Consider the following 13130-nt stretch of genomic DNA (forward strand, 5'->3'; position numbering starts at 1 on the left):
CAGCATCACTGACATATCGAAACGACAGAAGAACCGGGACCAACCGGCGCGCGGGGCAAAGGCTCCAGGAGGATTTGGGCGATGGCCGCAGGTCATGAGGCTCTCCGTACCGTAACGCTCGACGACAAGTACGATCTCGGCAAGGATCGGCTCTTCATCACCGGCACCCAGGCCATCGTGCGCCTGCTGCTGATGCAGCGCGAACGCGACCGGCTGGCCGGGCTGAACACGGCCGGCTTCGTGTCGGGCTATCGCGGATCCCCCATCGGCGGCCTCGACCAGAACCTGTTCCGGGCCAAGAAGTGGCTCGAGCCGTCCAACATCCTGTTCCAGCCCGGCCTCAACGAGGAGTTGGCCGCCACGGCGGTCTGGGGCTCGCAGCAGGCCGAGATCCGGGGCGACGGCAAGTACGATGGCGTGTTCGGCATGTGGTACGGCAAGGGCCCGGGCGTCGACCGCTCCGGCGACGTGTTCCGCCACGCCAACATGGCCGGGTCCTCGAAGCATGGCGGCGTGCTGGCCCTGATGGGCGACGACCATACGGCGGAATCCTCCACCGTGGCGCATCAGTCCGAGTTCCACTTCGTGGACGTGATGATCCCGATCCTGAACCCGGCGGGCGTTCAGGAAATTCTCGATTACGGCCTCTACGGCTACGCCATGAGCCGCTTCTGCGGCTCCTGGGTGGCGTTCAAGTGCGTCAAGGAGAACATCGAATCCACGGCTTCCGTGGACGGCTCCCTCGACCGGGTGAAGATCGTCATCCCGGACGATTTTACGATGCCGCCGGGTGGTCTCAACATCCGCAACCGCGACGGCGTTCTCGACCAGGAGGCCCGCCTCCAGGACTACAAGCGCGACGCCATGCTGGCCTTCGTGCGGGCCAACAACCTCAACCATCTCGTGCTCTCCGGCGGCCGGACCCCCAAGGTGGGCGTCATCACGGTGGGCAAGTCCTATCTCGACGTGCGCCAGGCCATGGACGAGCTCGGCCTCGACGAGGTCAAGGCCAACGACATGGGCTTGCGCCTCTACAAGGTCGCCTGCCCGTGGCCGCTCTCGCAGGCGGAACTCGTGGATTTCGCCCGCGGCCTCGACATGGTCATCGTGGTGGAGGAGAAGCGCTCGCTCATCGAGGTGCAGTTGCGCGAGGAGCTGTACGGCACCACCGACCAGCCGCTCTGCATCGGCAAGAAGGACGAGACCGGAAAGTGGCTCTTCCCGGTCAAGGGCGCGCTCGATCCCAACGACATCGCCATCGTGATCGGCGAGCGCCTGCTCAAGTATCACAACAACGACGACCTGCGCGGACGGGTCGAGCGCCTGAAGCACGCCCAGGAGGTGCTGGCGCTCACCAGCGACGTGGCCACCCGCACGCCTCATTTCTGCTCCGGCTGCCCGCACAATTCCTCCACCAAAGTGCCGGAGGGCATGCGGGCCTATGCGGGCATCGGCTGCCACTACATGGTACAGTGGATGGACCGCGCCACGGACGGCTTCACCCAGATGGGCGGCGAGGGCGCGAACTGGATCGGCGAGCAGGCCTTTTCCACCCGAGGCCACGTGTTCCAGAACCTCGGTGACGGCACGTACAACCATTCGGGCATCCTGGCCCTGCGCTGGTCCATCGCCACGAAATCCAACGTCACCTACAAGATCCTGTTCAACGATGCGGTGGCCATGACGGGCGGCCAGCCCCATGAGGGCGGGCTCACGGTGGACATGATCGCCCGTCAGGTGCGCGAGGAGGGCGTGGAGCGCATCGCCCTCGTGACCGACGAGCCGGACAAGTACCCGAAGGAGATCCGCTGGCCGGCGCGGATGTCGATTCACCACCGGGACGACCTCGAGACCGTGCAGCGGGAGCTGGCCGCGATCCCCGGCGTCACGGCCCTGATCTACGACCAGACCTGCGCGTCCGAGAAGCGCCGCCGCCGCAAGCGCGGCGCTTTCCCGGATCCGGACAAGCGCGTCATCATCAACGAGCTGGTCTGCGAATCCTGCGGCGATTGCTCCGTCCAGTCGAACTGCGTCGCCGTGCAGCCCGTGGAGACGGAGTTCGGGCGCAAGCGGCAGATCGACCAGTCGAACTGCAACAAGGATTTCTCCTGCGTGAAGGGCTTCTGCCCGTCCTTCGTGACGGTGCACGGCGCCAAGCCGAAAAAGGCCGTGCCGGAGACCGCGTCCACGGAGGGCGTGACCTTCCGGCCGTTGCCGGATCCGGCGATCCCCTCCATCGAGCGCACCTTCAACATCATCGTGACGGGCGTGGGCGGCACCGGCGTGGTCACCATCGGGGCGATCCTGGGCATGGCGGCCCATCTCGAGGGCAAGGGCCTCGGCATGATCGACATGGCGGGCCTCGCCCAGAAGGGCGGGGCGGTCTACAGCCACGTGCGGCTCGCCAACACCCAGGACGACATCCATGCCATCCGGGTGACGGCAGGCGCCGCCAACCTGGTGCTCGGCTGCGACCTCGTGGTAACCGGCACCAAGAAGGTGCTGGCCTCCGTCAAGGAGGGCCGGACGGCCCTGGTGGTGAACACCGCCGAGGTGATGCCGGGCGAGTTCACCCGCAATGCCGACTTCTCGCTGCCCACCGAGCGCATCAAGCGCGCGATCCGGTCGGCCGCGGGCCGCGACGGCGCCGCCTTCGTGGACGCCACCGCCATCGCCACGGCGCTGCTCGGCAATGCGATCGCGGCCAACATGTTCATGCTGGGCTACGCCTACCAGACCGGCCACGTCCCGCTGACGGCCGAGGCCATCGAGAAGGCGATCGAGCTCAATGGCGAGGCCGTGAAGATGAACCTCTCGGCCTTCACCTGGGGCCGCCGCGCCGCGGCCGAGCCGGAGGTGATCGCCCAGATGATGTCCCGCCTGCGGGAGCCGACGGAGGTTCGCCATCTCTCGCAAACCCTCGATGAGGTCATCGAGCGCCGCGTCGCCTTCCTGACGGACTACCAGAACGCCCGCTACGGCCGGCGCTACCGGGCGCTCGTGGAGCGGGTGCGCGCCGCCGAGGCCAAGGTCGACGCGTCCGCCACGACGCTGACGGAGGCGGTGGCCCGCTCGCTCTTCAAGCTCATGGCCTACAAGGACGAGTACGAGGTCGCCCGGCTCTATACCGGCGGCGAGTTCGAGAAGCAGGTGGAGAGCACCTTCGAGGGCGAGTCCCTGCGCTACGAGTTCCACCTCGCGCCGCCGCTGCTGGCCAAGAAGGACCCGAACACCGGTCTCCCGCGCAAGATGAGCTTCGGGCCCTGGATGATGAAGGCCTTCCGGGTGCTCGCGCCCCTGAAGGTTCTGCGCGGCACACCGCTCGACGTCTTCGGCTACACCCATGAGCGCAAGACGGAGCGCCAGCTCATCCGCGACTACGAGGCTATGGTCGGTGAGATCACCTTGCGCCTGAGCGCCGCCAACCATCCGACGGCGGTGGGACTCGCCAGCATCCCGCAGAAGATCCGGGGCTTCGGTCACATCAAGGAGCGCAACCTCAAGACCGCCAAGGCCGAGGAGGCCGAACTGCTGGCCCAGTTCCGGGCTCCCGTCCCGGCGATGCCCATCGCGGCGGAATAGAGCTCGTCCCTCTCCCCACAGGGGAGAGGGCTACCCCAACCGCCAGTCCACCGGCTCGATTCCCTTCTCGTCCAGCCAGGCATTGGCCCGGGTGAACGGCCGTGTGCCCCTGAAATCGTTGAGTCGGTTGAGGGGCGAGGGGTGGCCCGATTCCAGCACCAGATGCTTGGCTGCGTCGATCAGCGCCGCCCGCTTGCGCGCGGGCGCCCCCCAAAGCAGGAAGGCCACGGCCGGCCGCCGGTCCGAGACGGCCTGGACGGCCTGGTCGACCAGGGCCGACCAGCCGAACTTCAGATGCGCGCCCGCGGCCCCGGCTTCCACCGTCAGGGCGGTGTTGAGGAGAAGCACGCCCTGCCGGGCCCACGGCGTCAGGTCGCCCGTTTTCGGCATCGGCGCGCCGGTCTCGGCGGCCATCTCGGCCAGGATGGTGCGCAGGGAGGCCGGAAGGCGCCGTCCGCCCCGGTAGGAAAAGGCAAGGCCATGGGCATCGCCCGGGGTCGGGTAGGGATCCTGGCCCAGGATGACCGCCTTCACCGTGTCGAGGGGCGTCAGGAGCAGGGCGTTGAAGATGTCGGGCGGTGGCGGAAGGACATTTGCGCCGGCCGCGATGCGGCCATCGACCTTGGCGGCGACCGCCTCGGCGCTGCCGTCACGAAAGAAGGCGAGATCGCGCCACCCGCCGGATCGGCTGTCCTTGAAATGCCGGAGCGCGTCTTCCGTCGGTCCTGCCATTGCGTCACCCTTCTCGATCCGAAATCGTCTTGTCACACAGGCCGCTTTATGGTGCGCGCGGGCCCGGCCGGAAAGGCGATCCCTCTCCGATCTGGGCCGTCGACAGGGGTTGCGTTCTATGACACGGTAACCCCGCATCATTGCCAAAACCACCAGGGGTTTCCCGTCCCATGAGAGGACATCTCACCATGTTTCAACGCTCGACCACGGCCTTGCGGGCCGGCCTTTTGGGCCTGACGATGCTCGCCACCGGCACGGCGGCCTATGCCCAGCAGCCGGTGACGATCCGCTTCGTCCAGACCAACGACATCGACCGCATGGGCCCGGAAAAGGGCCGGGGCGGCTTCGCGCGCCTCGCCACCGTGGTCAAGGAAGAGAAGGCCAAGGGCAACGCGTTCTTCGTCCATGCGGGCGACACGATCTCGCCCTCGCTCCTGTCGGGCTTCGACAAGGGCGTGCACGTCATCGACATCCTGAACCGGATGGGCGTCGATGCCATGACGCCGGGCAACCATGAGTTCGACCTGGGTGACTCGGTGTTCCGCGCCCGCATGGCCGATGCCAAGTTCGACGTGCTCACCTCGAACATCGTCGACGGCGCGGGCGCCCCCGCCAACACCAAGCCCGAGAAGATCGTGGACGTGGAGGGCGTGAAGGTCGGCTTCTTCGGCCTCACCACCGAGGACACGCCGATCGCCTCGAGCCCCGGCACCATCCAGTTCTCGTCCACCATCGACGCGGCTCGCGCCAAGGCCAAGGACCTGCGCGCCAAGGGCGTCGACATCGTGGTTGCGGTGGCCCACACGCCGCTGGAAGTCGACATGATCATCGCCCGCTCCGCCGGCGTGGACGTGATCATCGGCGGCCATGACGAGCACCTGCTCGCCTTCTACGACGGCAAGGTGGCGCTGACCGAGGCCGAGTCGCAGGCCAATTACGTGGTCATCACCGAGCTGTCGGTCACCAAGGCCACCAAGGACGGCAAGACCACGGTGAGCTGGAGCCCCAACTTCCGCATCATCGACACCGCCACCGTGAAGCCCGATCCCGAGATCGAGGCGGTGGTGAAGGGCTACGAGGACAAGCTGTCCAAGGAGCTCGACGTGGAGATCGGCGTCACCGAGACGCCCCTCGACAGCCGCCGCGCCACCGTGCGCGGAGGCGAGGCCGCCATGGGCAACCTCGTGGCGGATGCCCTGAAAGCCGCCGTCGGCGCCGACGTGGCCATCACCAATGGCGGCGGCCTGCGCGCCGACAAGGAATACCCGGCCGGCAAGAAGCTGACCCGCCGCGACTTCCAGTCCGAAATGCCCTTCGGCAACACCACCGTGCTCATGGAGATCACGGGCGCCAAGCTCAAGGCCGGACTCGAGAACGGCGTGAGCCAGGTGCGCGAGCTCGGCGGGCGCTTCCCGCAGGTCTCCGGCCTCGTGGTCGAGGTGGACATGAAGGAGCCCCCGGGCAGCCGGGTCAAGTCCGTGAAGGTGAATGGACAGGACCTCGACCCGGCCAAGACCTACAAGCTCGCCACCAACGACTTCATGGCGCGCGGCGGCGACGGCTACTCGTCCTTCGCGGGCAACAAGAACCTGATCGACCCCTCGGCGAGCCAGCTCATGGCGAGCCAGGTGATCGATTACGTGGCCAAGGCCGGCAAGGTCGCCCCGAAGGTCGAGGGCCGCGTCGTCCTGCGCTGAGACGGGAACGTCCGAACGTTAAAGCCGGGGCCTTCGGGCTCCGGCTTTTTCATTTCGGAGGGAAGTGACACTCGATCACGTTGGCTCAAGGGCCAGAACCGCCTATCTAGCATCCATCCAAGCAAGGGCGGCGTGAAGCGGCCCGCCAAGGGCCAGCACGAATGAACCAGCGGATCGACCTGAACGAGTTGCAGCAGCCCGGCCTCATGCCGGTGGACCATCCGGTCGTGCGGTCCGGGCGCATCGGCGTGCTGCTCATGAATCTCGGCACGCCCGAGGGCACGAGCTACTGGCCCATGCGGCGCTATCTCAAAGAATTCCTGTCCGACCGCCGGGTCATCGAGACCCCGCGCCTCCTGTGGTGGCCGCTTCTCAACCTCATCATCCTCACCACCCGGCCGGGCCGGAAGGGCAAGGACTACGCCAGCATCTGGAACAACGAGCGGGACGAGGGACCGTTGAAAACCATCACCCGCGCCCAGGCCGAGGACGTGACGGCGCATTTCAAGGCCATCGCGGGCGACCGCGTGGTGGTCGACTGGGCCATGCGCTACGGCAAGCCGGAGGTGCGGGCCCGCATCCAGGCGCTACTCGACCAGGGCTGCGACCGCATCCTCCTCGTGCCGCTCTACCCGCAATATTCCGCCGCCACCTCGGCCACCGCCTGCGACCAGGCCTTCCGGGCCCTCATGGACATGCGCTGGCAGCCGACCGTGCGCGTCTCGCCGCCCTATCACGACGACGCGGTCTATATCGACGCGCTGGTGTCCTCCATGAAGGAATCGCTCGCCAAGCTCACCTTCGAGCCCGAGGTCATTCTCGTGTCCTTCCACGGGGTGCCGAAGGAGTACCTGCTCAAGGGCGACCCCTATCATTGCCATTGCGTGAAGACCTGGCGCCTGATGCGCGAGGCCTTCGGGTGGCCGAAGGAGCGCTTCCGCATGAGCTTCCAGTCCCGCTTCGGGCCGGACGAGTGGCTCCAGCCCTATACCGACGAGACCGTGAAAACCCTGGCGGAAGGCGGCATCAAGCGCATGGCCATCGTGGCGCCGGGCTTCTCGGCCGATTGCCTGGAGACCCTGGAAGAGCTCGACGTGGAAAACCGCGAGATCTTCCTGCACAACGGCGGCGAAGAGTTCGCCTATCTGCCCTGCCTCAACGACAGCCCCGACGGCATGCGGGTCATCCGCCACATCGTCGAGAAGGAACTCCAGGGCTGGCTTTAAGACGTTCGAAGCGACAACCGACTCCTGAGGCCTGCTCTTATACCGATAGCTTTTACACATATATCTTGCATGCAAGATATATGTGTCTTAGGTTCATCTCATGGAGCGCATCGAGGACTGCATCAGCTTTCTCACCGGTAAAGCCGCCCAGGCAGTCACCCGCCTGACGCGCGACCGGCTGGCGGATCACGGGGTGACGCCGGTCCAGTACGCGGTCCTCCAGGTCCTGTGGGAGCGTGACGGCCAGAGCGGCGCCGAGATCGGCGGGCGCCTGATCCTGGACAGCGCTACCATGACGGGCGTCATCGACCGGCTCGAAAAGCAGGGCCTGATCGCGCGCCAGCCCGATCCGGTGGACCGCCGGGTCAACCGTCTCGTCCTGGCGGCGGCCGGACGAGACCTCCAGGCTCCCCTGCAAGCCACCATGGACGCCATCAACGCCGAGGTTGCCGCAAGCCTCGGTGACGAAGCGCCTGCCCTGTGGCGCATGCTGCGCAGGCTCGCCGCCGAGAAGGACGCCTGATGTTCGACACCAAAATCGCCATCGTCATCCGGGACGACCTGGAAACCTGGCAGAAGCTCAATGTGACCGCCTTTCTCATGAGCGGCATCGTGGGAGCCGACGGGGGCCTGATCGGCGAACCCTACCGGGATGCGGCCGGCAACCTCTACGCCAGCCTGTGCCGGCAGCCCATCATCGTGCTGGCGGCCGACCGGCCGACCCTCGCCAACGTCCACCGCCGCGCCCTCGACCGAGGCGTGCCCCACGCGCTCTACATCGAGGAGATGTTCACGACCGGCCACGACGCCGCCAACCGGGCCGTCTTCGCCGAGCATGGGCCGGACACCGCCAAGGTGGTGGGTTTGGCGCTGCGGGAGGATCGCAAGCTCGTGGACAAGATCACCAAGGGCGCCCGCATGCATCCTTGAAGCGCGCTCTAGCCTGAGACGCGGCTTTCCGGTACGCCTTGAGAACCTGTTACAGTAAAGCTCAAGGCCTCCGATGAACCTTCCCCTGGACCGCTTCGACATCTTCGTGATCGCCCTGGTGATCCTCGTCATCGTGACGGTGGCCATGGGGGTGCGCACGATCCCGCAGGGCTATGCCTATACGGTCGAGCGGTTCGGCCGCTATTCCCGCACCCTCGGGCCCGGCCTGTCGCTGATTCTTCCCTACGTGGAAACCGTCGGCAAGCGGGTGAACGTCATGGAGCAGGTCCTCGACGTGCCGAGCCAGGAGGCTTTCACCCGGGACAATGCGGGCGTCACCATCGACGCGGCGGCCTTCTACCAGATCCTGGATGCGTCCCGGGCCTCCTACGAGGTCTCCAACCTGGAGCAGGCGCTTCTCACGCTCACCATGACCAACATCCGCACCGTGGTCGGGTCCATGGACCTCGATCAGTTGCTGTCCCATCGCGACGAGATCAACGAGCGGCTGCTGCGGGTCATGGATGCGGCGGCCTCGCCCTGGGGCGCCAAGGTCACCCGCGTGGAGATCAAAGACATCGTACCGCCCGCCGACCTCGCGGGCGCCATGGCCCGCCAGATGAAAGCCGAGCGCGAGAAGCGCGCTGCCGTGCTCGAAGCCGAAGGCATGCGCCAGGCCGAGATCCTGCGGGCCGAGGGTCAGAAGCAGTCGCAGATCCTCGCCGCCGAGGGCCGCAAGGAAGCGGCCTTCCGGGACGCGGAGGCCCGCGAGCGCCAGGCGGAGGCCGAAGCCAAGGCCACCGCCATGGTGAGCGACGCCATCTCACGGGGCGATCTGGCCGCCGCCAACTTCCTGGTGGCCGAGAAATACGTGGACGCCATCAAGGCCGTGGCCACCGCGCCGAACCAGAAGGTCGTGATCGTGCCCATCGAGGCGGCGGGTCTCGCCGGAACGCTGGGCGGCATCGCCGAACTCACCAGATCGGTGTTCGGCAATGGCGGCGCCCCGGAACGGGCTCCCGTCAAGCGGGTGCCCTCGGTCGCGTCCAAGAAGGAGACCCCATGATCGCCGACACGTTCGTGCGCCTGGGCGGATGGAGCTGGATCATTCTGGGCGTCGTCCTGATCGGGCTGGAGCTGGTGGCGCCCGGCGCCTTCCTGATCTGGCTCGGCATCGCGGCGGTCGCGACGGGCCTCCTCGGCATGGTGTTGGACCTTTCGTGGCAGGTCGCGGCGCTGGCCTTCGCGGGCCTCTCGGTCGTGTCCGTCCTGGCGGGCCGCGCCGTCAACCGGCCGAGCCGCCACGACGACACGACCGCGTCCTTGCTCAACCGCCGCGGCCAGGCGCTCGTCGGCCGGGTCTTCGTTCTGGAGGCGCCCATCCGCGACGGGGAGGGCCGTATCCGCGTGGATGACAGCTCCTGGCGTGTGACAGGGGCCGATCAGGCCCTTGGCACTCGGGTTCGCGTGGTGCGGGTGGACGGCGCGACGCTGGTGGTCGAGGCGGCCTAGGCCACGCCGGCACGCAGCAGGTCGAGGTAGTGCACCAGTCCCACGGGGCGGTCGTTCTCGACCACGATCAGGGCCGTGATCTTCGAGGATTCCTGCACCTCCAGGGCCGAGGCCAGGAGGTCGTCGGGCGCGATGGTCCGGGGCCTGCGGGTCATGATGCTGGCCACCGGCAGGCTCGCGAGATCGGGCCGCAGGTTGCGGCGCAGGTCGCCGTCCGTGACGATCCCGGCCAGCGTCCCGTCCGGATGGACCACGATCACGGATCCGAAGCCCTTGCGGCCGATCTCGGCGATGGCCTCCTCCATGAGGGTGTCGATCCCGACCACCGGCAGGCGCTCGTTTGTGTGCATCACGTCCCGGACCAGCTTGAGCTGGGCGCCCAGCTTGCCGCCGGGGTGGAAAACCCGGAAGTGCTCGGCCGTGAAGCCGCGCTTTTCGAGAAGCGCCACGGCGAGAGCGTCGCCGAGCGCAAGCTGCATGGTGGTCGACGTGGTGGGCGCGAGCCCGTTGGGACAGGCCTCCTGGGCCTTGGGCAGGCACAGGCAGATATCGGCGGCGTGACCCAGCGTCGAGGTCGCACTGGATGTGAGCGCGATGAGCGGCACCCGGAAGCGCTTGGCATAGGCGATGAGATCGGCGAGTTCCGTGGTCTCGCCGGACCAGGACAGCGCCAGGATCACGTCCTCGGGCTGCACCATGCCGAGATCGCCGTGGCTCGCCTCGGCCGGATGAACGTAATGGGCGGGAGTGCCTGTGGAGGCCAGCGTCGCCGTGATCTTGCGGCCTACATGGCCGGACTTGCCCATGCCGGACACGATGACCCGGCCCCTCGATCCGGCGATCGTCTCCACGGCCTTCGTGAAGAGATCGCCCAGCCCGTCGGCGATGGCGGCCATGAGGCCGCTCAGCCCGTCGCGCTCGGCCGCAAGGGTTCGCAGGGCCGAGGCGACGGCGTCGGACGGAAGGGGCTGGGCGGCGTTGGCTGGCGTCTCGGCTGGCGTCATGGCCGCCGCTCTAGCACGGAGCGGCGGGCCGATGAAAGCAGGGGACCTACTTGCGGGCCAGGAACGCCTCGAGCTCGGCGCGGAAATCCGGTCCGAGGTCGCCACGCTCCAGGGCATAGGCGACATTCGCCATCAGGAAGCCGATCTTGGAGCCGGTATCGTAGGTCCGGCCCTCATACTTCATGCCGTAGAATTTTTGCTCCTTCATGAGCCGGATCATCGAATCCGTGAGCTGGATCTCGTTCCCGGCGCCGCGTTCCTGCGTCTCCAGGAGGTTGAAGACCTCCGGCTGCAGGATGTAGCGGCCCGAGATGATGTAGTTCGAGGGGGCAGTGCCCTTCGGCGGCTTCTCCACCATTCCGGTGATCTCGAAGGTCTTGCCGAATTCCTGGCCGACCGACACGATGCCATACTGATGGGTCTGGTCCTCGGGGACCTCTTCCACGGCGATGATGTTGCCGCCATGCTGCTCGTAGGCCGCCAGCATCTGCTCCATGGAGCCCCGGCTCAGCATGTCGGGCAGGATTACCGCGAAGGGCTCGTCGCCCACGAGTTCACGGGCGCACCAGACCGCGTGGCCGAGGCCGAGCGGCTCCTGCTGACGGGTGAAGCTCGTATGGCCGGCCTTGGGCTGGTCCTTGGCCAGGATCTCCAGCTCCTTGGTCTTGTTGCGCCCTTCGAGGGTCCGGTTCAACTCGTAGGCAATGTCGAAATGGTCTTCGATCACGGCCTTGTTGCGGCCCGTCACGAAGATGAAATGCTCGATGCCGGCGGCGCGGGCTTCATCCACGACGTGCTGCACGACGGGCCGGTCGACGACGCACATCATCTCCTTGGGCACCGCCTTGGTGGCTGGAAGGAAACGGGTGCCGAGGCCGGCGACGGGAAGAACGGCTTTACGGATGCGCTTCATTGATCGAGCCATGTTGAAGAGTGGAGACGACTTGATGGGATGAGAGAGAGCGGGCGGGGGAACTGTCAAGTTTCAAGATGCCATATAACGAACGGATGTCGGTTCTGTTGCACGGAAGATGCGTTGTTTTGTAACGGTCAAGCTGACCTTGGGCTGAACGCTTCAGGCTGATCGACACGAGACCGTGATCTTTCCCAGGGACGAAACGCCGCCTCCGACGGTGCTTGTTCAACACTTCCTTAATCTCGATGATGGCGCAATGCGGATGAGACAAACTCATCCCGGGAGGGGCGTCCACCATGCCGAGACTGCGTTCGGCCAGCCGCATTCTGTGCGGCGCCTTGGCTTTTGCCACTGTCACGGTGGCCTCTCTTGGCGCGCCGACAGCCCCGGCCATGGCGCAGGAAGCGTCCCAGGCCGGATTCGGGCGGTTCGTGGAGGGGCTTTGGCCAGCCGCCAAGGCGCGCGGCGTGTCCCGCGCCACCTTCGACGAGGCCTTCCGTGGGGTCGCCCCCGATCCGAAGATCATCGCGCTCACCCGCAAGCAGTCCGAGTTCGTCAGGCCGATCTGGGAATACATCAACGGTGCGATCTCGGCCCAAAGGCTGGAGCGCGGCCGCGCCATGGCGGCCCAGTGGGACAAAACCCTCGACATGGTGGAGCGCACCTACGGGGTGCCGCGCGCCGTGGTGCTCGGCGTCTGGGGCATGGAGACCAATTTCGGCTCCTTCACGGGCTCGATCTATGCCGTGCGGGCGCTCGCGACCCTAGCCTATACCCGCTACCGGGGCGATTTCTTCAAGGGCGAGCTGCTGACCGCCCTCGAAATCCTGGAGGGGGAGCATATCGACCGCTCCCGGATGCTGGGCTCCTGGGCCGGCGCCATGGGCCAGACCCAGTTCATGCCCTCGAGCTTCATGAAATACGCGGTCGACGGCAACCGGGACGGGGTGCGGGACATCTGGTCCTCCGTGCCGGACGCGCTCGCGTCCACGGCCAATTACCTGCGCCAGCACGGCTGGGAGCCGGGACTGCCGTGGGGTTTCGAAGTGCAGTTGCCGCGCGGCTTCGACTTCCGCAACCACCGCCACAATTTCGCAAGCTGGTCCCGGATCGGCCTGAAGCGGATGGACGGGAGCGCGATGCCCCGGTCCGGCGAAGGCACGCTCTTCCTGCCCGCCGGGGCGGGGGGGCCGGCTTTCCTGGTCACGGACAATTTCGCCGTCATCAAGACCTACAATTCGTCCGACGCCTACGCCATGGGCGTGGCCCATCTGGGCGACCGGGTCATGGGCGGCGGGCCGATCCGAGGCGCTTGGCCCAAGGATGAGCCGATGCTGGACAAGGACCAGCGCCAAGAGGTGCAGCAGCGGCTCCTGCGCCTCGGCTTCTATCGCGGGGAGACGGACGGGAAGCTCGGCTCCATGACCCGGGAGGCGGTGCGCAACTTCCAGCTTCGCCACAGCCTCGTTCCGGACGGCTATGCGGATTCGGCCCTGTTGCGCGAATTGCGCGCAGCCCGCTGACGGGCCGG

General features: G+C 66.8%; 11 protein-coding genes. 8 read left to right on the forward strand and 3 right to left on the reverse strand.

The window, feature by feature from the left end:
* The first annotated feature begins 81 nt into the window (after positions 1 to 81).
* Positions 82 to 3582, forward strand: a complete 3501-nt coding sequence (locus tag ILT42_RS12965; RefSeq protein ID WP_204216031.1) for an indolepyruvate ferredoxin oxidoreductase family protein — start codon at positions 82 to 84, stop codon at positions 3580 to 3582.
* Positions 3583 to 3612: 30 nt separating this feature from the next.
* Here the strand turns inward: ILT42_RS12965 and ung are convergent, their stop codons facing one another.
* Entirely contained in the window at positions 3613 to 4314 is a 702-nt protein-coding gene (gene ung, locus ILT42_RS12970; protein WP_204216032.1) for a uracil-DNA glycosylase, read from the reverse strand.
* Positions 4315 to 4502: 188 nt separating this feature from the next.
* On the opposite strand from ung, the gene ILT42_RS12975 reads away from it, so the two are divergent.
* The 6 genes from ILT42_RS12975 (at position 4503) to ILT42_RS13000 (ending at position 9679) form a co-directional block, all read left to right on the forward strand.
* Positions 4503 to 6011, forward strand: a complete 1509-nt coding sequence (locus ILT42_RS12975; protein WP_204216033.1) for a bifunctional metallophosphatase/5'-nucleotidase — start codon at positions 4503 to 4505, stop codon at positions 6009 to 6011.
* A 161-nt stretch (positions 6012 to 6172) separates the two neighbouring features.
* Entirely contained in the window at positions 6173 to 7237 is a 1065-nt protein-coding gene (hemH, locus tag ILT42_RS12980) for a ferrochelatase (RefSeq protein WP_229428619.1), read from the forward strand.
* A gap of 100 nt (positions 7238 to 7337) precedes the next feature.
* Positions 7338 to 7760, forward strand: a complete 423-nt coding sequence (locus ILT42_RS12985) for a MarR family winged helix-turn-helix transcriptional regulator (protein ID WP_204216034.1) — start codon at positions 7338 to 7340, stop codon at positions 7758 to 7760.
* Entirely contained in the window at positions 7760 to 8167 is a 408-nt protein-coding gene (locus ILT42_RS12990) for a DUF2000 family protein (protein WP_204216035.1), read from the forward strand. Before ILT42_RS12985 ends, ILT42_RS12990 begins: the two co-directional genes overlap by 1 nt.
* A gap of 73 nt (positions 8168 to 8240) precedes the next feature.
* Positions 8241 to 9233, forward strand: a complete 993-nt coding sequence (locus tag ILT42_RS12995; protein ID WP_204216036.1) for an SPFH domain-containing protein — start codon at positions 8241 to 8243, stop codon at positions 9231 to 9233.
* On the forward strand, positions 9230 to 9679 hold the full coding sequence (locus tag ILT42_RS13000) for an NfeD family protein (RefSeq protein ID WP_204216037.1): 450 nt from the start codon (positions 9230 to 9232) through the stop codon (positions 9677 to 9679). Before ILT42_RS12995 ends, ILT42_RS13000 begins: the two co-directional genes overlap by 4 nt.
* Here ILT42_RS13000 and ILT42_RS13005 read toward each other — a convergent pair.
* Positions 9676 to 10683, reverse strand: a complete 1008-nt coding sequence (locus ILT42_RS13005; protein WP_204216038.1) for a KpsF/GutQ family sugar-phosphate isomerase — start codon at positions 10681 to 10683, stop codon at positions 9676 to 9678. The genes ILT42_RS13000 and ILT42_RS13005 overlap by 4 nt on opposite strands.
* 46 nt (positions 10684 to 10729) lie before the next feature.
* On the reverse strand, positions 10730 to 11596 hold the full coding sequence (gene galU, locus ILT42_RS13010; RefSeq protein WP_204216039.1) for a UTP--glucose-1-phosphate uridylyltransferase GalU: 867 nt from the start codon (positions 11594 to 11596) through the stop codon (positions 10730 to 10732).
* Positions 11597 to 11895: 299 nt separating this feature from the next.
* On the opposite strand from galU, the gene ILT42_RS13015 reads away from it, so the two are divergent.
* Positions 11896 to 13122 (forward strand): lytic murein transglycosylase, encoded by a 1227-nt coding sequence (locus tag ILT42_RS13015; RefSeq protein WP_204216040.1) that lies wholly within the window; start codon positions 11896 to 11898, stop codon positions 13120 to 13122.
* The last annotated feature ends 8 nt before the right edge of the window (positions 13123 to 13130 follow it).

Origin of the sequence: Microvirga pudoricolor (genome assembly GCF_016892705.1) — a bacterium.
Taxonomy (GTDB): Bacteria; Pseudomonadota; Alphaproteobacteria; order Rhizobiales; family Beijerinckiaceae; genus Microvirga; species Microvirga pudoricolor.